Genomic DNA, 22,197 nt, shown 5'->3' with positions numbered 1-22,197 from the left:
CCTGGCACTTTGACCGGCACTTTGATGAGGGCATTGACTTTCTTCTAAGATCAAAGCAAAATATATAACATTAATAAAGTTTGTAAATTGAATTGGTGATGACTGTTCTTATCGTAGACGATTAAAAATATGAATGAAATAGAGTGGTATAATGAACACAAATATTTGGACTGTGGATAAAAATGTGGAAAACTTAAGCGAAAGCAGACAAATTCAACAAGCTGCACAAGCATTAAAACGTAATGAAGTGGTCGCATTTCCTACTGAAACAGTTTATGGACTTGGGGGGAATGCCTTGTCAGATATAGCGATAGACCATATTTTTCAAGCAAAAGGTAGACCGTCAGATAATCCGCTAATCGTTCACATTTCTAATCGTGAACAACTGATCGAGTATGTGGATAAAGTACCAGAACGTGCTGAAAAGTTAATAGAAGCATTCTGGCCAGGACCGATAACGGTTGTATTACAACATTCAAAAAAGTTATCCACAAAGGTTACAGCTAATTTACCGACTGTCGGGATTCGCATGCCTGATCACCCTGTTGCGCTAGCCTTAATTGAAGCAGCCGGACTCCCACTAGCTGCACCAAGCGCAAATACATCTGGGAAGCCAAGCCCTACCTCGGCAAATCATGTAGAAAAAGATTTAAATGGCAAAATTTCTGGCATCGTTGATGGTGGGGAAACAGGAGTTGGTCTAGAATCAACAGTTGTTGACTGCTCGAACGATGAAGTCGTTATTTTAAGACCTGGAGGAGTGACAAAAGAGCAGATTGAAGAAGTCATTGGTCCTGTGAAAGTCGACCCTGCTTTGTTTGATCAAGAGACTGCCCCTCGTTCGCCTGGGATGAAATATACTCATTATGCACCTTCGTCACCTCTCGTTTTAGTGGAAGGATCACAAACATTTTTTACAAAAAAGGTCAATGATGCAAAAAGAGAAGGGAAAAAAGTAGGCGCGATGATTACCGAAGAATCGCAAGGGCTCTCTCAAGCAGATTATGAAGTGATTACGGGGTCTAGAAAAGATCTATCGTCAGTTGCACATTCATTATACCGCTCTCTAAGGGCATTTGATGATTGTGAGCTCGATATTATTTTTGCTGAAATTTATTCAGAGAATGAAATTGGTTCAGCCATTATGAACAGACTTAGGAAAGCTTCTGGTGGTGTCATTATTAAAGAAACAGATGAAATGAATAATTTTTAAAATAAAACCCTTTGGACGTGCATAGATTAGAATAGCTAGTCCAAGGGGTGATTACGTGGTCGGAGAGTTAATGACAATCGGGATTATGGCTTTTGCACTTAGCATGGATGCCTTTTCCCTTTCAATTGGAATGGGATTACTCGGTTTGAGATACCGTAATATCGTTATAATCGGATCCGTTGTTGGAATCTTCCACGTTTGGATGCCCCTCATCGGACTCGTTCTTGGCAAAATATTGTCCCAATATATTGGAATTTTTGCATTTGTCGTTGGCGGGAGCTTACTCGTCATCCTCGGTGCCCAAATGATTTTTTCGACTTTTCAACATGAAAAAAATACAGTTTTAACTCCTAACGGCTGGGGAGTGTTGCTTTTTGCAATTAGTGTAAGTCTTGACAGTTTTTCTGCCGGGTTGAGTCTCGGTATGATTGGGGCAAAAACGTTGGTGACGCTCATCAGTTTTGGAATAATGAGCGGGATTCTGACATGTTTTGGCTTGTTGATTGGTAAAAAAGCAAGCCATTGGATGGGGGGATATAGCGAATGGTTAGGCGGTTGTATTCTCATCTCATTTGGTATTAAAATTATTTTATCGATTCAATAAGTGACAAAAACATGGGTGAAAGATTTTCCAATTAAGGAGGATTTTTCACCTATTTGTGATAAAATAAAAGTAGGAATTGTAAGATTATGTCGACATGGAGAAGATAGTGTTAAATCCTATTTACAGGCACCTTGAGAAGGAATCATCCAATAGGACTTTAGGGTGATGAACAGAAAGGGGATGTATAAATGAAAAAAGTGTTATTTATTTGTACAGGGAATACGTGCCGAAGTCCTTTAGCAGAGGCCATCTTCGAAGATAAAAAAACGAGTAGTGAATTTCAAGCAAAGTCTGCAGGAATTTATGCAATGGAAGGAATGCCAATCTCGGAAAACTCGAAGAAAGCTCTTAAAAATAGAGGAATTGATTCCGATCATACGGCTAAAGTCGTCGATGCATCGCTTTTAACTTGGGCAGATGTCATTTTGACGATGACGGAAAATCATAAACGAAGCTTAATTGAACAGTTTCCGGACAAAGTAGACCTCATTTTTTCATTAAAAGAATTTATCCATGATGACGAAGAAACACGGCAGCTAATCGATGAGCTAAAAAATCATCAAGCACAGCTAGAGCTGAAACGGGCGAAATTTATTACGGAAAACCAAGATAAAATAGCAGAATATAACGAAGCGAAAGAAATAGATCATCAAGAAGATATTGAACAGCAATTACTTGATGTTTTAAAACCGCACCATGATGCGATCGAACAGATAGCAGCAAAACTACCTTCCTTTGATATTGCAGATCCTTATGGAGCGGACATTCAAACATATGAGCAAACAATGTATGAAATAGAAGAAGCAATCAAAAAACTATTTAAAAAACTAGAGAACAACAGAGACTAGTCAGCAGGGGAGTTTGAGGGAGGAAACACAGCGATGGAGGGAACGAAGTATCAATTTAGCTTAAGGAAAAAAATGGTTATTGGAATTTGTACTGTTGCTGCAATTACGTATGTAACGAGTGGAATTTTCCTTTTTTACTTAAACGAATATTTAGGGGATCTTTTAGGTGTTACTGGGACTGTCTTTACATTACTGACATTATTTTTAGGCGTTTTATGGTGTGGGATATTAGGGTTTATTGGGGCAACGCTAATCGTCCGACCACTTAATCAATTAGAAAAATCAGCCCGAAAGGTTGCAGAAGGGAACATCACTGAAGATGTAGAAGTGCCGAAATCCGACGATGAGCTTCGGGCACTCGCGTTAGCTTATAATCATATGGTTCACAATTTAAGAGGAATGGTTCGTGACATTGATGAAAATTTTCAACAAACGAACGATAAAGTTCTTGAAATTAAGGATGCTTCAACCGCTGCTGCTGAACAGGCTGAAAATATTTCAAGAACAGTGGAGGAAATTGCTTCTGGAGCAGATACGTCGGCACATGCTATGCAAAATACAGTCACATCAATTGATGAAGTCACAGATATTGCAGCGAATGTGCAAGATCATGCCAAGAATTCGAATAAACTTTCGAATGATATGGTAAATACATTAAGTGAGAGCAAAGCAGTTATTCAATCTCTCATAAAAGGCATTCAACAATTAGCCCATGATAATCAATCATCGTTAACAGCTGTACACAGATTAGAAATGCATGCAAAAAAAGTTGGAGAAATTATCTCTCTTGTAGGAGACATTGCTGAACAAACGAATTTGCTTGCATTGAACGCTTCGATTGAAGCAGCACGAGCTGGAGAACATGGGAGAGGGTTTGCTGTCGTTGCAGATGAAGTAAGAAAGCTTGCAGATGAGAGTGGAACTGCCGTACAAGGAATTTCTGATCTCATTCAAAACATTCAGCAAGAGGTAAAAAACGTTGTAGAGCAAATTACAGAGCAAGTGACTGCTGCAAATAGTGAAGCAGAAAAAGGGACAAAGACGAATGAAGCGATTGTCGAAATGACGGATTCTGTAAACGAAGTTGCCGAGTCCATTCATGAGATTTTACAACTAGTAGATAGGCAAATGACTTCGATTGAAGGAACAGCTCGAGAGTCACAAGATGTTGCGGCAGTTGCCGAACAAACATCTGCAGGGGCTGCAGATGTTACATCCTCAACACAGGAGCAAACAGCAGTGATGGAAGAAATTGCAGCATCAGCTGAATTGTTAGGTGATCAAGCGGAGAAATTAAAGCTTACAATTAATAAATTTACAGTATAAATGAGTGTTCAAAAAGGAGGACAAAAAGAGCCAAGTAGATCAATGCGACGAAATTTTGAGTCACGGAGCGTATGGTGTTAATACGAGAGTAACGGAAAAACGAGTTAACGCAGAGATACGAAATCTATTTTTCCCGGACTTTTTGAACATCCTCTATAAATGAGTGTAAGACTTTGTTTTTCAATCTTGGTGTAGCTAAAAACAGTGGGGACAATCGCATATATCAAAGCTATGGACGATCATATAACGTAAACGAAGGAATTCGCCACTACGACTGACTAAGCATGAAATTCGTTTGCTAAAAACGTTTTAACAAAAAGTTGAATATAGCTATATATTCAATTTTGGTGATCGTGACATTTTTGATTTTGGTGGACGTGTACTTTCACACTGTTTTACTATAAAATATGAAAGAAAACAACAAAGGTCATCATCGCCTTCAACATAAAAGGAGGATATTATGAAAGTTGCAATTGGTTCAGATCATGGCGGGTACAATTTAAAAGAAGAAATAAAATCGTTATTAAACGATATGAATATTGACTATGTGGATATCGGTTGTGATTGTTCGGATTCGGTCGACTATCCTGATTATGGTATTCCTGTTGCTGAAAAGGTCGCAGCTGGAGAAGTAGACCGAGGAATTGTCATTTGTGGTACAGGGATTGGCATGTCTATCGCAGCAAACAAAGTAAAGGGTGTTCGCTGTGCACTCGTCCATGATTTATTTACTGCAAAAGTGACGAGAGAGCATAACGATACAAATGTTTTAGCGATGGGGGAACGTGTCATAGGACCTGGCCTTGCTACTGAAATTGCTAGAGTTTGGTTAAGTACAGAATTTGAAGGTGGCAGACACGAAACACGGGTAAATAAGATTACGCAATACGAAAACTAACGGGCTGTCTCAATTGTGCTTGGCTATCCAGCCGCTGAAGAATATCGTTGAAAAAGGAACGATTTTTAAGTAGTGAAAGTTGGAATGCCTTGCACTTTACTATTGAGGCAGCTTATTTGTAAAAAAATGATACTTTTTTCAGTCTCTTTCGCATAGACTGTTGATTTATTGAAAATTCGAAGAAGTGAAAGGCGGCTACCCCAGCGATTAGCGTTTTCTTCACGAATTATCTACCTGTTGCTGCAACGAAGACACTACAGATACAAACGAAGTGTAGCAAGAGTAGGTGTCGCATTTGTGCTCTGGAGTGAAAGCGTCCGCTAGTAACAGATTGGAACGATCGTATGGATGATTCAACTCAATAGCATAAACACTTTTAATAAAATTAAAAAGATGAATGCTCGTCTTGTAGTATACATACTCGTAGCTCCTGCAAGGACTTAAGATTCAGAATACATTCGTGAAAAGTATACGGTCGGATTCATAAATGAGTATGAAAGTGTAGAAAAAGAGCCTTTGTAAACCTCTAATGACTCTTTCAAAGGGGGACGAAACATGGATGTCAATGGAGAACAAGTAGAACAAAGCTTGTTGAAAGGGTTACGAGAGTTTCAGCTTGCATCCGGTTTAAGTGCTGATCAAACATTTGTCGTTGGAACGAGTACAAGTGAAGTAACTGGAAAACATATTGGTAAAGCTGGTACAGTGGAGGTTGCTTCAGCGATTTGGAAGGCATTACGAACATTCCAAGAAGAAACAGACATAAACCTTGCTTTTCAATGTTGTGAGCATTTAAATCGTGCTCTCGTCGTTGAAAAGCAATTAGCTATTAAGATGAAAAGTGAAACTGTTCACGCGATCCCAGCTCCAAAAGCTGGAGGATCAATGGCTGCCTATGCTTTTAAGCAGTTTGAAGAGCCAGTGTTACTCGAAGAAATCCAAGCAGATGCCGGGATTGACATTGGGGATACATTTATCGGGATGCACTTAAAACGAGTTGCTGTTCCAGTAAGGACGTCAGTTAAACGCATAGGAGAAGCGAATATCACTTATGCAAGAACACGTCCGAAGCTAATTGGCGGAGAGCGGGCAATTTATCACTTTTCGACAAATAATGAGACTTGTGATTGATAGCCCTCAAGCAAAATCATTCATATAATATTGAGAGGATGCTTAAATCGATCATTTAGTAAATACCCTGTAAACGAAATAAAGGAGGCAATACGGATGACAACAACGAAAGTGGAACCATTAAGTGAAATAAGAACACAAGATGCAGAACTATTTGCAGCAATGGATGCAGAATTAAAAAGGCAGCAGTCTAATATTGAATTGATTGCATCGGAAAATTTTGTGTCAAAAGCAGTTATGGAAGCACAAGGCTCAGTTCTAACGAACAAATACGCAGAAGGGTATCCGAGTAAACGTTACTATGGCGGATGTGAGCATGTCGATGTAGCGGAAAACATCGCAAGAGATCGAGCAAAGAAAATCTTTGGTGCTGACCATGCCAATGTACAACCACATTCAGGTGCACAAGCAAACATGGCTGTTTATTTTACGATTCTTGAACAAGGTGACACCGTTTTAGGGATGAACTTGTCACACGGCGGGCACTTAACACATGGAAGTCCTGTGAACTTTAGTGGTAAGCAATACGAATTCGTCGATTATGGTGTCGATGAAAAAACAGGACAAATTGTGTATGAAGATGTTCGTGAAAAAGCGGTGACACATCAACCTAAGTTAATCGTTGCGGGAGCAAGTGCCTATTCGAGAGAGATTGACTTTCAAAAGTTCAGAGAAATTGCTGATGAAGTCGGTGCTTATTTAATGGTAGATATGGCTCATATTGCCGGCCTTGTTGCTGCGAACCTTCATCCGAACCCGGTTCCGTATGCAGATTTCGTTACAACGACGACACATAAAACATTGCGCGGACCACGCGGCGGGATGATTTTATGTAAAGAAGAATTTGCTAAGAAGATTGATAAAGCGATCTTCCCTGGTCTTCAAGGAGGCCCATTAATGCACGTAATCGCGGCAAAAGCAGTCGCATTAGGGGAAGTAATGACTGCTGAATTTAAAGCATATGCCGAGCAAGTGAAGAATAATGCAAGTGCGTTGGCAGATTCTTTGAAAAATGAAGGAGTCGATCTCGTATCTGGCGGAACTGATAATCATTTAGTCCTTCTCGATTTACGCAATTTAAACATAACAGGTAAGGTAGCAGAAGAAACGTTAGATCGAGTAGGTATTACAACGAATAAAAATACGATTCCGTTCGATCCTGAAAGTCCTTTTGTTACTAGTGGATTACGCCTTGGTACAGCTGCGGTAACATCGAGAGGTTTTAAAGAAGAAGACATGATCAGCGTCGGAAAAATCATGGCTGATGTTTTAAAAGGAATCGATAAAGAAGAAGTGTTGCGTGCAGCAAAGGAAGAAGTAGAAAAGCTGACAGCACAGTATCCTTTGTATGAGAACCTATAAGAAACGATCATTTTGGGCGGGCTGAACGATATAGCCTGCCCATTCGTATGGAGATCATCCTATTCTCCGTAAAAAAACAGCTTGAATCGACAGAGCTTTTTATGTAAAATTTGCAAAGAGTGTAAGAAAGAGATGGGATTTTAGCTTGAATAAAACCTTATGTAGCAGTCTCGTTTCGTTATTTCAAAGCGCTTCAACAACAAATATTCCATATAAAAAATAGGAGTGGTACGATGAGTAATGTGTACGTTTTAGACCATCCATTAATTCAGCATAAGCTAACTTACATAAGAGATAAAAACACAGGAACGAAAGAGTTTCGTGAGCTTGTCGATGAAGTGGCAAGTTTAATGGCTTTTGAAATTACGAGGCATTTGCCGCTTGAAGACGTGGAAATAGAAACTCCGGTTGGGCCAGCGAAAAGTCAATTGATTGCTGGTAAAAAGCTTGGCTTGATACCGATTTTAAGAGCAGGATTAGGAATGGTTGATGGCATTTTAACATTGATTCCTGCGGCAAAGGTAGGTCATGTTGGCTTGTACCGTGATCCGGAAACGTTGAAGCCTGTTGAATATTACGTAAAGCTTCCAAATGATATTGAAGAGCGTGAACTAATTGTCATTGATCCGATGCTTGCAACAGGTGGATCTGCAGTTGAAGCAATTAACTCGATTAAAAAAAGAGGGGCAAAAAATATAAAATTAATGTGTCTCGTTGCTGCACCAGAAGGGGTAGAGGTTGTTCAAAAGGAACATCCGGATATCGATATTTACCTTGCAGCTATGGATGAGAAGTTAAATGAAAAAGGATACATTGTTCCTGGATTAGGCGATGCTGGGGATAGACTATTTGGTACGAAGTAATCAAATTTGATAGCGAGTATATGCATAAAGGTGCGAATCTAAATAGGTTCGCATCTATTTTTAAAGGTTAAGTAAGTATAAATTATCAATCTCTCGATTGCTGTCTAGCTTCAGGCACGAGCGTTTACTACACGAGTAAAGAGTTGTTGCGCCAAACTGAAGAGAAGTTGCGTCAAACTGGAGAGAAGTTGCGCCAAACTGAAGAGAAGTTGCGTCAAACTGGAGAGAAGTTGCGTCAAACTGGAGAGAAGTTGCGTCCAAACAGGCTACGAGGTGTCTCGACGGACAGGACGTCCTAATGCCGGGCATGCCACAGGACGTGGCGTATTGCCGGGTTGACGGATATAACAACAGAGCGATGCTAGAAGAGGAAGAGGCAACAGCGCTTTTCTTAGTTCTATTAGAATTCAAAAAACGAATGACGATCGTATAAGTGCAACTAAGGATGCCGCGATTAACATTAAGACTTGCACGACGAAAGCATAAGAGTTTTGTTTTTCTTTCATAGTCGAATGAACGCTCAACCTGTCTCCATTCAACATAGAATAATTAAAATCCTGCCAATTTTAAAAAAGTTCGGGGACCAGGTCCCCGAACTTTTTTCGTTGAATGAAATGTTTATTTTTTTGGCATGATAAGGGAACGAATAATCGAGAGAATGTAGATGGAAGACGGGATGAGCAGGTGATAGAAAGGTTACTTCATTCGCTCCCCGTTTTTCAGGTTGATAGTAAATATGATATGAAAATCAGCTTACTACCGTAGTTGGACGAGGGAGAAGGGATGAGAAATAAATGAAAAATGTAACGTTATTTAATGATCATAGTAAACCCTTATTTCATATGCTTTTTCAAAACTTTATACATAAAGGCTGTCACAAAAAAACCTTCACTTTACCAATAAAAGTCGTCGTCATCATTATGATCATGATGATGGCAGCTGGACCGAACCTCGTTTATAGTGAGGATCAAATGGATTCTGAGACATCTACTGTATTTTTCCCTGAAAGACCAAAGCCGCCTACAAATGAAGATGAACAAGCCATCTTTATTATCGAGGCTGAACAATGTCCACATGAAACGTTAGAAGCAGTAATGGAGAGCTTCCCTACTATTGAAAAGAGAAAAACGTTTACGAAGCTGTACAACGGATTTTCAATTAAAACGTCTAGAAAAGTTGCGGACGAGTTAAGGCAAACAGAAGGAATAACTCGTGTCGATGAGGTTGCTTATTATGAACCGACACTAGATGAAAGCATTCCTTTTATTCGTAATGAGAATTTGCGAAATAAATTTGCTCGTAATGGTGAAGAAATAACCGGTAAAGGAGTAAAAGTAGCGGTCATTGATACCGGGATTGATTATCATCACCCTGATCTAAAAAATAACTTCCGCGGTGGATACGATGTGATAGATGAAGACACAGATCCAATGGAAACACAAAAAGGGGAAGGAATGCCGACCTTTCACGGAACGCACGTAGCTGGAATTATTGCAGCAAACGGGCGGTTACAAGGGGTGGCTCCTGACGCTGAAATATATGCTTACCGAGCGCTCGGACCAACCGGTATGGGAACGACAGAACAAGTCATTGAAGCAATCGAAAAAGCAGTTGAAGATGGCGTTGATGTCATTAATCTTTCGTTAGGAAACACCGTAAATGGTCCAGATTGGCCGACGAGTATTGCTCTTGATAAAGCTGTGGAAGAAGGGGTAGTAGCCGTAACATCTAATGGGAACAGCGGACCAAATTTGTGGACGGTCGGATCACCAGGGACTTCATCAAAAGCAATTTCAGTAGGCGCATCGACACCACCGATGAAAATACCTTATTTAACGACTGAACGTAACAGTGACGTTGAAATTCCAGTTATACCAATGCAGCAATCAGAGCCGTGGGAGTTAAAAAGGGAATTTCCTGCTTACGATGTCGGTTTAGGGAAAGAAGAAGACTATCACAATGCCGATGTTCGGGGGAAAATCGTCATTGCAGAACGCGGACAAATCTCTTTTACGTACAAAGCGAAGCTTGCAAAGCAAGCAGGTGCAGAAGCGTTAATTGTATATAATCACGTAGACGGCGAGTTTTCCGGCATGCTTGAAGAGCCTGTTGATATTCCTGTAGTCAGTGTCTCGAAAGAAGTCGGTAATCACTTGAAAAGCAAGCTCGAAAAAGAAGACGTCTATATAAGAACGATTTATCGTGAAGAAGAAGATTTGATGGCACCTTTTAGCTCTAGAGGTCCCGTAACACATACTTGGTCAATAAAACCGGATTTAGTTGCACCGGGTGTAGCGATTGATAGTACGGTTCCAAGAGGTTATTTAGATTTGAACGGTACGAGTATGTCAGCTCCTCACGTAGCAGGGGCTGCAGCGTTACTTAAACAGAAATACCCTGATTGGACACCGGACCAAGTAAAAGCAGCGTTAATGAATACAGCAAAACCAATCGTCGATCAAGATGAAAACCTGTATCCTCCACACGTACAAGGAACAGGGAGGATTCAAATAGACCGTGCATTAACAGTAGAATCTCTTGTATATCCAGGGGCTGTTTCATTTGGGAAATGGTCAAGAGACGATAGAAGGTTAGAAAAATCCGTTGACATTACGATCGAAAATATATCTGACGAAAGAAAGCGTTACACGATCGAACCGCCATTTGAAGTGCCTGACGGTGTACAATGGAAGGTGCCTTTCTCACTTTATTTAATACCAGGTGAGAAAAGAACGGTGACCGTGACAATGGACGTTTTGCCTTCTGTATTTGAAGAAGGGATCTATCACGATGTCATTGTAGTGAAGAGTGAGGATGAGTCGATACAGGTTCCGTATGTGTTTTTCGTTGAGGAGCCTGATTATCCTAGATTAATGGCATTTATGTTAGAGCAAACGACAGAAAAAAATATGTATCAATATGAAGTCTATTTCCCAGGAGGGGCAGAAACGTTCGGTATCGCCCTTTACGATCCAGATACGTTCCGTTTTATTGATTATATTGACGTTCAGGAAGATTTGGAAAGAGGGATGTATGAACATAGGCTGAAAATTGAAGGGGTTCCACCTGGCTTGTACAAAGCGCTCATTTTTGCAGAACAGGACGGTCAAGAAGATACGATTGAAAGAGACGTGTACATTGGTGAATGGAAAGAATAAACATACTGGCTTCGCAACGATGTTGCTGAAGCCAGTCCTCGTTATTTCCCCTTTTAAAACTCGATTTCAAACAATAGTTATGAGAATTTTCAAACTTTAATTTTTCCCAAAATTGCAAAGACACGCACCACTAATTTATGTATAATAAGAGGTATGAATTTTTATGGATATGATCTGTTGATTGGATACCATTGGAAGCGCTTTTTTAATAGGATATTCATTGACAGATACCCACCGCTAGTGTACGATTACAAAGGATATTCCTCCATTTTTTAGGGGAATCGACGTCTCACAAAAAAGGTGAGGGAAATGCCAGAACAACCTTCCAAGATTCGTCAGACGATGAAAGCGTTGACGATTATGACAACCCTTAGTTCTTACGTCATTGGATCGATCGTCATTGGTTTATTAGGCGGAAGATGGGTAGATGAAAGGTTACATGGAAATGGGTTGTTCCTCATAATCGGATTAGTGCTGGGCATCGGAGCAGCTGTATCTGGTATTTTTATCGTCATCCGACAATTTCTAAGGGAAGAGTCATCTTAATGGATTATACGACTATCGCAAAACGTTACACATTCTTTACATTGACAGCTATTTCTGTCTTCCTTGTTGCCGCTTTTTTTATGAGCGAAACGTCATTTTTCCTTGGGCTCGCATTAGGGGCGAGCTTCAGTCTTGTGAATTTTCTAAGTACATATTTGCAAGTGAAACGACTTGGACAAGTAATGACTGAAAGGAAATACAGGTTCTCATTCGGAACGGTAACAAGGTTGTTCACAGTCGTTGTAGCGTTCATCATTGCCCTAGAATTCCCGGACACCTTTGACTTAGTCGGTGTGATCATAGGTTTAGCCGTCACCTATCTTTTGGTGATGTTCGGACCTATCATTCAGATGAAGCAATTTAAATAACTAGCCGCTGTATTTATGTGTGGGAGCAGTGGACAGCGAGAGAGCATTACAAGAAAGAGGTGAGAACATATGGATCACTATTTTCCGATCATCCACCTGTTTGATAATCCCGCATTTGCAGTTAATCTGTCTAACATTTTGATGATTACTGCAACATGTACAATCATCTTCTTTGTCTCCTTCTTTATGGCAAGAAAGGTGAAAATGTATCCGACAGGTGCACAAAATGCTTTGGAGTATCTTATCCAGTTTATTAAAAACATTATTTCAAGTAACATGGACTGGAAACAAGGGAAACATTTCATTATGTTAGGAATTACAATTATTCTTTACGTCTTTGTGGCGAATATGGCAGGTATTCCTTTTGAGCTGGCAACTAAAGATCATGTAGTCTGGTGGAAATCACCGACATCTGACCCGATTTTAACGTTATCGTTAGCCTTAATGGTGATTGTCTTGACTCACATTTATGGAATTGCCTTAAAAGGACCGAAAGAATATGGAAAGGATTATTTCCGTCCGAAAGCATTTCTATTTCCATTCAAGATTTTAGAGGAAATTTCCAACACATTAACATTGGGAATGCGTTTATTTGGTAACGTATACGCGAAAGAAGTTCTCATGGTTATGCTTGTTGGGTTAGGGACATCATCCGTGATGTGGGGGATTTTTGCATTCCTACCAACAATTGTGTGGCAAGGATTCGGTGTGTTTATCGGAAGCTTACAAGCGTTCGTATTCTGTATGCTGACAATGGTATACATGGCACACAAAGTCAATGATGAACACTAAGAAACATAAGTTTCTATGAAAATTGGTAATGTGGCTCTAATAGGGCGTTACATCATACAAAAAATTATTATATGAGATATTAAAGGAGGATTTTATTATGGGTTTAACTGCTCTTGCAGTAGGAATCGTAGCAGGTTTAGCAGCAATCGGTGGTGCTTTTGGTGTTGCCATCGTTGTAAGTTCAACATTACAAGGGATTACTCGTCAACCAGAAATGCGTGGTCCACTACAAACTGTAATGTTCATCGGTATTCCGTTAGTTGAGGCACTTCCAATTATCGGTGTCGTTATGTCCATTTTGTTATACCTACAACTATAATGATTTAATGGAAAGTCTGAAATGGCGGAGAACGTTTATTTTACAATCTTCGCCATTCCTTATGTATGACCGAAAGATAAGGAGGCGAATAGTTTGATTCAAGAATTTACTTGGCTTGATGCGATTTATCAGCTAGTAGCATTTTTCGTCCTTCTTTTACTATTGAAGAAGTTTGCCTTCGGTCCTGTCATGAACATGATGGAAAAGCGGGAAAAGCACATTGCGGAACAAATTTCTTCAGCAGAAAAGAACCGTGAAGAGGCGGAGAAGTTTTTAGCTGAACAGCGCGAAGCCATTCAAAAAGCGCATACAGAAGCAAAAGAAATTGTCGAAAATGCGAAAAAAATCAGCGAACAACAAGCAAGTGACATCGTTACGAGTGCACGACAAGACGCTGAGCGTATAAAAGATACAGCTTTAGCAGAAATCCAACAGGAAAAAGAACAAGCAATTTCTGCACTACGTGAACAAGTTTCTAGTTTATCTGTTCTTGTGGCAGCAAAAGTAATTGAAAAAGAGCTGGATGAAAAAGAACAAGAAAAATTAATCCAGGAAACTCTTAAAGAAGTAGGCGAAGATCTATGAGAAGGCACCCAGTAGGTTTCCGCTATGCAACTGCAATGTTTGAACATGCTAAAGAAAACAAAAAGCTAGATCAAACATTAGAAGAGTTGCAAGTTGTTTCACAAGTACTTGATGATACGAAGCTTCTTGACGAAGTGTTCAAACACCCAAAGGTGTCAAACGATGTGAAAAAAGACATCATTAAAGAGGTGTTTACCTCTCAAGTGAGTGATGCGATAATAAATCTTCTTTATATTCTTGTCGACCGTAAAAGAGAAGAAGCTATCTTTTCAATAACGGATAATTTTAAGGCTCTTGTAAATGAAGAACAAGGAGTTGCAGAAGCAACTGTCATTACAGCAAAACCGCTGAATGAAGAAGAGAAAAGCGCTATAACAGATGTATTTAAAAACATCGCTGGAAAACAAAAGCTGCTAATAGAAAACGTCATTGATAAAGACATCATAGGCGGGTTGAAGGTACGTATTGGCGATCGTATTTATGATGGCAGTGTTGCTAATCAACTAGATCGCATCCAGCAGCGTATGATATTTGGGAACGTTAGTAGATAGGGGTGAACGAAATGAGCATCAGAGCCGATGAGATCAGCTCTCTAATAAAAAAGCAGATTGAAGGTTATCAATCTGAAATTGAAGTAAATGATGTTGGTACCGTCATCCGAATCGGGGACGGAATTGCTGTTGCTCACGGTCTAGAAAACGTTATGGCCGGCGAGCTTTTAGAATTTTCGAACGGTGTTATGGGGATGGCTCAAAACCTCGAAGAAAGCACTGTAGGTATTATTATTTTAGGGCCTTACACAGATATTCGTGAAGGTGACGAAGTCCGTCGTACAGGACGTATTATGGAAGTTCCTGTTGGTGAAGAGCTTTTAGGACGTGTTGTTAACTCTTTAGGGCAGCCAATTGATGGTAAAGGTCCTGTAGAAACAACGAAAACTCGTCCTATTGAAAGTCCTGCTCCAGGGGTTATGGATCGTAAATCCGTTCATGAACCACTACAAACAGGTGTAAAAGCGATCGACTCCTTAATTCCTATTGGACGTGGTCAGCGTGAGTTAATCATCGGAGACCGCCAAACAGGTAAAACAGCAATTGCAATCGACACAATTTTAAACCAAAAAGATGAAGATATGATTTGTATTTATGTTGCGATTGGTCAAAAGGAATCTACTGTAGCAGGTGTTGTTGATACACTTCGTCAGCACGGTGCATTAGATTACACAATCGTTGTTTCTGCAAGTGCTTCTCAACCTGCACCATTATTATTCCTTGCACCATATGCAGGGGTATCGATGGGTGAGGAGTTCATGTATAACGGAAAGCACGTACTCGTCATTTATGATGACTTAACAAAACAGGCATCTGCATATCGTGAACTTTCCTTATTATTACGTCGTCCTCCAGGCCGTGAAGCATATCCAGGGGATGTATTCTATTTACATTCACGTTTACTAGAACGTGCAGCGAAACTAAGTGATGATAAAGGAGCAGGTTCTTTAACTGCACTTCCATTTATCGAAACTCAAGCTGGTGACGTTTCGGCGTATATCCCAACTAACGTAATTTCGATTACTGATGGACAGATTTTCTTAGAATCTGACCTGTTCTTCTCAGGTGTACGTCCTGCGGTAAACGCTGGTTTATCCGTATCACGTGTAGGTGGATCTGCACAGGTTAAAGCGATGAAAAAAGTAGCAGGTACATTACGTCTTGACTTAGCTTCTTATCGTGAACTTGAAGCATTTGCTCAGTTCGGATCTGATCTGGACAAAGCAACACAAGCGAAGCTAAACCGTGGTGCACGTACAGTTGAAGTACTTAAACAAGGACTTCACCAGCCTTTAGCTGTCGAAAAACAAGTTGTTATCCTTTATGCGCTAACAAAAGGCTTCTTAGATGATATCGAAGTCGATGATGTACGCCGTTTTGAATCGGAGCTATTCACGTTCTTTGAACATAATCATAAAGACCTCTTCACTCATATTAAAGAGACTGGAACGCTTCCAGATGAAGATGCTCTTAAACAAGCAATTGAAGCATTCAAAAAGACGTTTAGCTCATCTAAGTAATAAACAACCTCTGGAAAGCAAAGGTGGTGAAGAACAGTGGCTTCAATGAAAGATATAAAAACGAGCATTAACTCGAAAAAGAAAACAAAACAAATCACAAAAGCGATGGAAATGGTGTCAGCGGCAAAGCTGAACCGGGCGCAGACAAAAGCACAGTCCTTTTTCCCATATACTGAAAAAATTCGTGAAGTTGTTGCAAGTATTGCTTCGGGGAGTGACGTATCGCACCCGATGCTTGAGACACGCGATGAAATAAAAAAGACAGCGTACGTTGTCATTACTTCAGATCGTGGCTTATGTGGTGCATACAACAGTGGTTTGTTACGCCAAACATTAAACCTTATTAATGAGCGGCATGAATCTGAAGATGAGTACGGGATTGTTGTCATCGGACGAATAGGCCGTGATTTTTTCAAAAAGCGTGGTATGCCGATTTATCAAGAGATTATTGGCCTTTCCGATCAGGTTGAATACTCGGATATTAAAAATATTGCTTCCACCACTGTTCAAATGTTTACGGATGAAATTTTTGACGAAGTGTACTTACATTACAACCACTTTGTCAGTGCAATTAGTCAAAAAGTGACGGAAACAAAGCTTCTTCCATTAAATGAATTTGATGGAGAAGAGACGAATGAAGGGCAAGCAGGTGGAAGGTTAGACTATTTATACGAGCCTAATCCCGACGTCATTTTGGAACAATTATTACCTCATTACGCAGAGAGCTTAATATTCGGTTCATTACTCGATGCGAAGGCTAGTGAATTCGGAGCACGTATGACAGCGATGCGCTCTGCGACAGATAATGCAGAGGATATGATCGATGATCTTACTCTTTCATATAACCGTGCAAGGCAAGCAGCAATTACTCAAGAGATTAATGAAATTGTCGGTGGTGCCGCAGCCCTTGAATAAACGCTGTAATGGATGAGAGTTAATATATCCTCACATAGACTAGTGGTCATATAGGAAGTAAGGAGGAAAGAAGATGAATAAAGGACGCGTCACTCAAGTAATGGGTCCAGTTGTCGACGTACAATTCGAACGCGGCCAGTTACCTGAGATATATAACGCACTTAAAGTTGAACATAAAGCCGAATCTTCCGGTGAAGTTGACGTAGACCTTACGTTAGAAGTAGCACTCCACCTAGGAGATGATACTGTACGTACGATTGCGATGGATTCAACTGATGGAGTAGTTCGCGGCTTAGAAGTAATAAACACAGAAAAGCCAATCTCTGTTCCAGTTGGAGATGAGACACTAGGACGTGTATTTAACGTATTAGGTGAAAACATCGATTTAGACGAGCCAGTCGCAACTGATGTTCGTCGTGATCCAATTCACCGTCAAGCGCCAGAATACGATGATTTATCAACAAAAACTGAAATTCTAGAAACAGGTATTAAAGTAGTAGACCTTCTAGCCCCTTATGTAAAAGGTGGAAAAATCGGTCTCTTCGGTGGAGCCGGTGTAGGTAAAACCGTATTAATTCAAGAGTTGATTAATAACATCGCCCAAGAGCATGGTGGTATTTCTGTATTCGCAGGTGTAGGTGAACGAACTCGTGAAGGAAACGACTTATACTACGAAATGAAAGACTCCGGTGTTATTAATAAAACAGCGATGGTATTCGGTCAAATGAACGAACCGCCTGGAGCACGTATGCGTGTTGCATTAACAGGTTTAACAATGGCAGAATACTTCCGTGATGAAAAAGGTGCAGACGTACTTTTATTCGTCGACAACATTTTCCGTTTCACGCAAGCAGGTATGGAGGTTTCTGCCCTACTTGGACGTATGCCTTCTGCGGTTGGTTATCAGCCAACACTTGCTACAGAAATGGGACAACTTCAAGAGCGGATTACATCTACGAAAAAGGGATCCGTTACATCGATTCAGGCGATTTATGTACCTGCCGATGACTACACAGATCCGGCTCCGGCAACGGCATTTGCTCACTTAGATGCAACGACAAACCTTGAGCGTAAGCTTTCAGAGATGGGTATTTACCCAGCCGTTGACCCGCTTGCATCTACATCACGCGCGCTCTCACCAGAAGTTGTTGGTGAGGAGCATTATGAAGTTGCTCGTGAAGTACAGCAAACGCTGCAAAAGTATAAAGAGCTTCAAGACATTATTGCCATCTTAGGTATGGATGAGCTTTCAGATGATGATAAGTTAACGGTACACCGTGCCCGCCGCATTCAGTTCTTCTTATCTCAAAATTTCCACGTGGCGGAACAGTTTACTGGTCAGCCAGGATCTTACGTACCTGTTAAAGAGACAATTAAAGGATTCAAAGAAATTCTTGAAGGGAAGTATGATGACCTCCCAGAGGATGCTTTCCGTCTCGTAGGACGTATTGAAGAAGTTGTTGAGAGAGCGAAGGAAATGCAATAAAAAGTGATTTAATGACATGGAAATAGAAATAGTGTTTCCATGTTATCAAACACTTTCGTTAAAGGAGGAGGGTGAACCGTGAAGACGATGCAAGCAAATGTCGTCACTCCTGATGGCAGTGTATTTGACGGACACGTGGAAATGGTCAGTGTAAAAACACAAGATGGTGAGCTAGGGATTATGGCAAATCACTTACCTTTAGTGACACCACTAGCCATTGGTGCTGTTCGAATTAAAAAAGATTCAAAGGTTCAGCTCATTGCTGTCAGCGGCGGTTTTATGGAAGTTCGCCCTGACGAAGTAAATATTTTAGCTGAATCTGCTGAACTCCCATCAGATATCGATATCGCTCGTGCACGTGCAGCAAAAGAACGAGCTGAACGTCGCTTGGAAGAAGCAAAACGAGACAATATCGATTTCAAACGAGCAGAATTAGCCTTGAAAAGAGCGATCAATCGTATTGAAGTTTCAGGTACGAAGCAATAAACATAAAACATTAAACGAAAACACCCCAAGCTAAAGTGCTTAAGGGTGTTTTTTGTTTTTCGGTAATCGGAATATAGTGTGGAAAGATGGTTAAGGATAGTTTCTATTGCTAACACGCAATTCTGTGATAAAGTATTTTTTGTTCTACTACTTTTCTATGCAGTTATGTCTCTTTTATTGAATATCCACCATGTTAAGATGATAAAAATAATGAAATATACAGCAAGTGTAATGACGGAAAAGGTCATTGTCAACCCTTCTATATAAGAAGCACCACCAATGTGTTGCCTTAAGTTCAGATTAGCAAACAAAATGTACTTTGCCCAATCGTATTGATGAAGAGCAATTACAATATTCGGTCCAGCAAACCTCAAAAAGACGACTATACCAATAGCCATTGCACTATTACGAAAAATAGTGGAAATCATAAAGGCAATGGTAATCATCATCAGCATATCGATAAAGATAAATGTAGTTACATTGATCAGATGAGGGATTACTTTTTCCACTGGACTACCACTCATTGTTATTAAGTTCGCTTGTGACGGAGGACCAAAACCAAAGAATAACCCGCCAATAACAAGAGACAATGCAAATGTTCCAATTAGCATACTAAGTGAAAATAGAATAGTAGCGATATATTTTGATAACAGTACTTTGTATCGGCTAACTGGACGTATGAGTAAAAGCTTAATCGTGCCTTTAGAAAATTCGTTTCTGGAATATTCCCTGCAGCTATAATGACTGCGTACAAGACGATGATGGAAACGTAAATTTCTAAATTAACATATAGAAATTCCCACATAGACGCAGGAGCTTCGGGCAAATAGTTATGGATTAAGCCAGCAACAAGCACTGCTACAATTAATGAACCATACATTATTTTCGTTCCTAAACGACTATAGATTTTCATGTTTTCATTTTTAATACAAGCTATTAATTTAGACAATGGGCTGACCTCCTGTCACTTCGATAAATTTTTCTTCTAGCGTTTCCTGTGCTGATATTATACTGTATATTTTAATTCCATTTTCCACTAAGGATTTTGTAACTTGCGGAACCTGATTGTATTCTAGATGTACTTCCAAGGTTTTGTTACTTACACTAAATGACTTATTATTGAAATTCTGTTGTACAGTTTGTTTTGCTAATTCAACTCGATCGACTGTAAAAGTTACAGTCAATTCTTTTTCTGATTCAACAAAGTCCTGTACCGATTGAACATCAATTAATTTACCATGTTGAATAATCCCTATCCGATCACAGATCATTTCCATTTCAGCGAGGAGATGACTCGATACAAGAACAGCCATTTTTTCTTTCTTTGCTAACTTTATTAAAAGCTGACGGAACTCACGAATACCAGATGGATCTAATCCGTTTGTCGGTTCATCTAAAATGAGTACCGAAGGGGAGTGCATGAGAGCCTGCCCTAACCCTAAGCGTTGGCGCATACCTAACGAATAGGTTTTCACTTTAGATTGAATGGCACTCTCCAAACCAATCATCTGAATGATTTGATTAATCCGTTTTTTGGAAATATTTCCAGACATACGGGAGAAATGTATCAAGTTTTGATAGCCTGTTAAATAATCGTATAATTCCGGATTTTCAACGATAGCTCCAACTTGAGATATTGCAAGTTCGAAATTCTTCTCAAGGTCCACCCCTTTAATGAATACCTTTCCTTCAGTCATTGCCACTAATCCAACGAGCATGCGAATGGTTGTTGTTTTTCCGGCCCCATTTGGTCCTAATAATCCAAATATTTCACCGGGATATATATCTAAACTTACATCATTTACAATCGTCTTGTTACCAAGTGTCTTACTAACGTTTTTTAATTTTATAATTGGTTGATTGTTCATGAATAATCATCTCCATTATGTTCATGTTTTAAGGTGGTTTTTAATCACTTTGACTCCCTGAACCACATTCCAAATAACAACACTTATGCTGCTAACCGCGAATATTGTTACACCGCAGATTACCAAAAGAGAATTAGGTTGATCTGCTCCTGTTAAATACGAAGATAGATAAAATACCATCATCAAGGTTACGTACATAATCACCGGAATAGAGTGGGATATAAAAGCTTTTTTTCCATGACCTTTTATATCAGTTTCGCCAACGCAAATCGTAATAAAAGGGAATAGGAAAGGAGCGAAAAAAATACTGAAATAATTTAACGATGATAAAAGGCGTCTATTAGATACGATCCCGCCTTTTACTATTATTCTCCGCTGAAAAACTCTATCTTTTTTGATGAGTTCATCTATACTGATGTCAAACAATTCACTTAGTGTTATTAAATTTTGAATATCGGGGTATCCTTTATCACTTTCCCATTTATAAACAGCTTGTCGGGAAACATTAAGTTTTTCGCCTAATTGCTCTTGAGAAAGATTTTCACTTTTACGTAGCATACGAATTTGTTCACCAATTTTCATGCTCATCCTCCTTTCATTTTCAGTTTATCCGAACAACTACAATAAATCGATAAACCGTTGGTGTACATATGACAACTAGTTGTTTACATTGTTATGGAAGGCTATTTAATACCTGAATCCGTGATGGAATAAATTATTTTTGTGTGTTTTCTAATAGACTGTTCCTTTTAGAAAAATAACATTGTCGGTGGAAAGCGAGTAGGTGTATGTATATTGACTCCAGTTATCACGGATTCAAGGAATATTTCTAATCACCCTTTTTAAGACTTCGAGCTCCTTGGCGGTATGAAAAGCAGGAAAAGGACCGTCAAGAGAAGAAATTGAGATCCTTGACGGTATGAAAATCGGTAAAAGTGCCGTCAAGAGGAGAAAGTGAGCCCCTTGACGGTATGAAAAGCAGAAAAAGTACCGCCAAGAGGAGAAATCGAGATCCTTGACGGTATGTAAAGCAGGAAAAGGACCGTCAAGAGAAGATTCTGAGATCCTTGACGGTAGGAAAGCTGGTAATAGTACCGCCAAGAGAAGATTCCGAGTTCCTTGACGGTATGAAAAGTAGAAAAAGGACCGTCAAGAGGAGAAATCGAGATCCTTGACGGTATGTAAAGCAGGAAAAGGACCGTCAAGAGAAGAAATTGAGATCCTTGACGGTATGAAAATCGGTAAAAGTGCCGTCAAGAGGAGAAAGCGAGCCCCTTGACGGTATGAAAAGTAGAAAAAATGCCGTCAAGAGGAGATTCCGAGTTCCTTGACGGTATGAAAAGCAGAAAAAGGACCGT

25 protein-coding genes are annotated in these 22,197 nt (G+C 39.8%); 21 read left to right on the top strand and 4 right to left on the bottom strand.

The genetic code is table 11. The features are described from left to right. The first annotated feature begins 151 nt into the window (after nucleotides 1-151). From CD001_RS01535 to CD001_RS01445, 21 genes are all read left to right on the top strand, one after another. Entirely contained in the window at nucleotides 152-1,213 is a 1,062-nt protein-coding gene (locus CD001_RS01535; protein ID WP_096185884.1) for an L-threonylcarbamoyladenylate synthase, read from the top strand. A 70-nt stretch (nucleotides 1,214-1,283) separates the two neighbouring features. Next, the gene (locus tag CD001_RS01530; protein ID WP_096190451.1) at nucleotides 1,284-1,817 is read left to right on the top strand and encodes a manganese efflux pump MntP; all 534 of its coding nucleotides are present in this window, start codon (nucleotides 1,284-1,286) and stop codon (nucleotides 1,815-1,817) included. 188 nt (nucleotides 1,818-2,005) lie between these two features. Then, nucleotides 2,006-2,665 carry a low molecular weight protein arginine phosphatase gene (locus CD001_RS01525; protein WP_096185883.1) on the top strand — a complete coding sequence of 220 codons (660 nt, stop codon included), beginning with the start codon at nucleotides 2,006-2,008 and terminating at the stop codon, nucleotides 2,663-2,665. Nucleotides 2,666-2,698: 33 nt separating this feature from the next. Continuing rightward, entirely contained in the window at nucleotides 2,699-3,991 is a 1,293-nt protein-coding gene (locus CD001_RS01520; protein ID WP_096185882.1) for a methyl-accepting chemotaxis protein, read from the top strand. 460 nt (nucleotides 3,992-4,451) lie between these two features. Next, entirely contained in the window at nucleotides 4,452-4,889 is a 438-nt protein-coding gene (rpiB, locus tag CD001_RS01515; protein WP_096185881.1) for a ribose 5-phosphate isomerase B, read from the top strand. A gap of 555 nt (nucleotides 4,890-5,444) precedes the next feature. Then, on the top strand, nucleotides 5,445-6,020 hold the full coding sequence (locus tag CD001_RS01510; RefSeq protein WP_096185880.1) for a TIGR01440 family protein: 576 nt from the start codon (nucleotides 5,445-5,447) through the stop codon (nucleotides 6,018-6,020). Between the two features lie 162 nt (nucleotides 6,021-6,182). Then, nucleotides 6,183-7,382 carry a serine hydroxymethyltransferase gene (locus CD001_RS01505; RefSeq protein WP_407081132.1) on the top strand — a complete coding sequence of 400 codons (1,200 nt, stop codon included), beginning with the start codon at nucleotides 6,183-6,185 and terminating at the stop codon, nucleotides 7,380-7,382. A 233-nt stretch (nucleotides 7,383-7,615) separates the two neighbouring features. Beyond that, nucleotides 7,616-8,245 carry a uracil phosphoribosyltransferase gene (gene upp, locus CD001_RS01500; RefSeq protein WP_096185878.1) on the top strand — a complete coding sequence of 210 codons (630 nt, stop codon included), beginning with the start codon at nucleotides 7,616-7,618 and terminating at the stop codon, nucleotides 8,243-8,245. Between the two features lie 143 nt (nucleotides 8,246-8,388). Continuing rightward, a complete protein-coding gene (locus CD001_RS26205; RefSeq protein ID WP_179298568.1) occupies nucleotides 8,389-8,544 on the top strand; it encodes a hypothetical protein in 156 nt (51 codons plus the stop codon). Continuing rightward, entirely contained in the window at nucleotides 8,544-8,678 is a 135-nt protein-coding gene (locus tag CD001_RS26760; RefSeq protein ID WP_257009679.1) for a hypothetical protein, read from the top strand. The genes CD001_RS26205 and CD001_RS26760 overlap by 1 nt, the downstream gene beginning before the upstream one ends. 361 nt (nucleotides 8,679-9,039) lie before the next feature. Beyond that, on the top strand, nucleotides 9,040-11,403 hold the full coding sequence (locus tag CD001_RS01495) for a S8 family serine peptidase (protein WP_306454053.1): 2,364 nt from the start codon (nucleotides 9,040-9,042) through the stop codon (nucleotides 11,401-11,403). Between the two features lie 309 nt (nucleotides 11,404-11,712). Then, entirely contained in the window at nucleotides 11,713-11,949 is a 237-nt protein-coding gene (locus tag CD001_RS01490; RefSeq protein WP_096185877.1) for an AtpZ/AtpI family protein, read from the top strand. Further along, nucleotides 11,949-12,317 (top strand): ATP synthase subunit I, encoded by a 369-nt coding sequence (locus tag CD001_RS01485; RefSeq protein ID WP_096185876.1) that lies wholly within the window; start codon nucleotides 11,949-11,951, stop codon nucleotides 12,315-12,317. Before CD001_RS01490 ends, CD001_RS01485 begins: the two co-directional genes overlap by 1 nt. Before the next feature lie 69 nt (nucleotides 12,318-12,386). Then, a complete protein-coding gene (gene atpB, locus CD001_RS01480) occupies nucleotides 12,387-13,109 on the top strand; it encodes a F0F1 ATP synthase subunit A (RefSeq protein ID WP_096185875.1) in 723 nt (240 codons plus the stop codon). 97 nt (nucleotides 13,110-13,206) lie between these two features. Beyond that, nucleotides 13,207-13,428: a F0F1 ATP synthase subunit C gene (gene atpE, locus CD001_RS01475; protein ID WP_096185874.1), complete on the top strand. Its 222-nt coding sequence runs from the start codon at nucleotides 13,207-13,209 to the stop codon at nucleotides 13,426-13,428. A 96-nt stretch (nucleotides 13,429-13,524) separates the two neighbouring features. After that, nucleotides 13,525-14,013, top strand: coding sequence for a F0F1 ATP synthase subunit B (gene atpF / locus CD001_RS01470; RefSeq protein ID WP_407081131.1), 489 nt, complete (start codon nucleotides 13,525-13,527; stop codon nucleotides 14,011-14,013). Next, on the top strand, nucleotides 14,010-14,564 hold the full coding sequence (locus CD001_RS01465; protein ID WP_096185872.1) for a F0F1 ATP synthase subunit delta: 555 nt from the start codon (nucleotides 14,010-14,012) through the stop codon (nucleotides 14,562-14,564). Before atpF ends, CD001_RS01465 begins: the two co-directional genes overlap by 4 nt. A gap of 11 nt (nucleotides 14,565-14,575) precedes the next feature. Next, on the top strand, nucleotides 14,576-16,084 hold the full coding sequence (atpA, locus tag CD001_RS01460) for a F0F1 ATP synthase subunit alpha (RefSeq protein WP_096185871.1): 1,509 nt from the start codon (nucleotides 14,576-14,578) through the stop codon (nucleotides 16,082-16,084). Nucleotides 16,085-16,120: 36 nt separating this feature from the next. Further along, nucleotides 16,121-16,999, top strand: a complete 879-nt coding sequence (atpG, locus tag CD001_RS01455) for an ATP synthase F1 subunit gamma (protein ID WP_096185870.1) — start codon at nucleotides 16,121-16,123, stop codon at nucleotides 16,997-16,999. A gap of 73 nt (nucleotides 17,000-17,072) precedes the next feature. Next, nucleotides 17,073-18,485 (top strand): F0F1 ATP synthase subunit beta, encoded by a 1,413-nt coding sequence (gene atpD, locus CD001_RS01450; protein ID WP_096185869.1) that lies wholly within the window; start codon nucleotides 17,073-17,075, stop codon nucleotides 18,483-18,485. A gap of 87 nt (nucleotides 18,486-18,572) precedes the next feature. Beyond that, the gene (locus tag CD001_RS01445; protein WP_407081130.1) at nucleotides 18,573-18,971 is read left to right on the top strand and encodes a F0F1 ATP synthase subunit epsilon; all 399 of its coding nucleotides are present in this window, start codon (nucleotides 18,573-18,575) and stop codon (nucleotides 18,969-18,971) included. Nucleotides 18,972-19,126: 155 nt separating this feature from the next. On the opposite strand, the gene CD001_RS01440 is transcribed toward CD001_RS01445, so the two are convergent. Genes CD001_RS01440 through CD001_RS26755 form a run of 4 tightly spaced genes read right to left on the bottom strand, consistent with a single transcriptional unit; the run spans nucleotide 19,127 to nucleotide 21,421 of the window. Then, nucleotides 19,127-19,651, bottom strand: a complete 525-nt coding sequence (locus CD001_RS01440; protein WP_257009956.1) for an ABC transporter permease — start codon at nucleotides 19,649-19,651, stop codon at nucleotides 19,127-19,129. Beyond that, nucleotides 19,576-19,920: a hypothetical protein gene (locus tag CD001_RS01435; RefSeq protein WP_096185866.1), complete on the bottom strand. Its 345-nt coding sequence runs from the start codon at nucleotides 19,918-19,920 to the stop codon at nucleotides 19,576-19,578. The genes CD001_RS01440 and CD001_RS01435 overlap by 76 nt, the downstream gene beginning before the upstream one ends. After that, a complete protein-coding gene (locus CD001_RS01430) occupies nucleotides 19,913-20,839 on the bottom strand; it encodes an ABC transporter ATP-binding protein (protein WP_096185865.1) in 927 nt (308 codons plus the stop codon). Before CD001_RS01430 ends, CD001_RS01435 begins: the two co-directional genes overlap by 8 nt. Nucleotides 20,840-20,860: 21 nt before the next feature. Next, nucleotides 20,861-21,421: a helix-turn-helix transcriptional regulator gene (locus CD001_RS26755; protein WP_257009678.1), complete on the bottom strand. Its 561-nt coding sequence runs from the start codon at nucleotides 21,419-21,421 to the stop codon at nucleotides 20,861-20,863. Nucleotides 21,422-22,197 lie beyond the last annotated feature (776 nt).

The sequence above is a fragment of the Evansella halocellulosilytica genome, from assembly GCF_002335745.1.
GTDB lineage: Bacteria > Bacillota > Bacilli > Bacillales > Salisediminibacteriaceae > Bacillus_CA > Bacillus_CA halocellulosilytica.
Note: the sequence above shows the minus strand (reverse complement) of the source record. Positions and strands in the feature narration are given on the sequence as shown.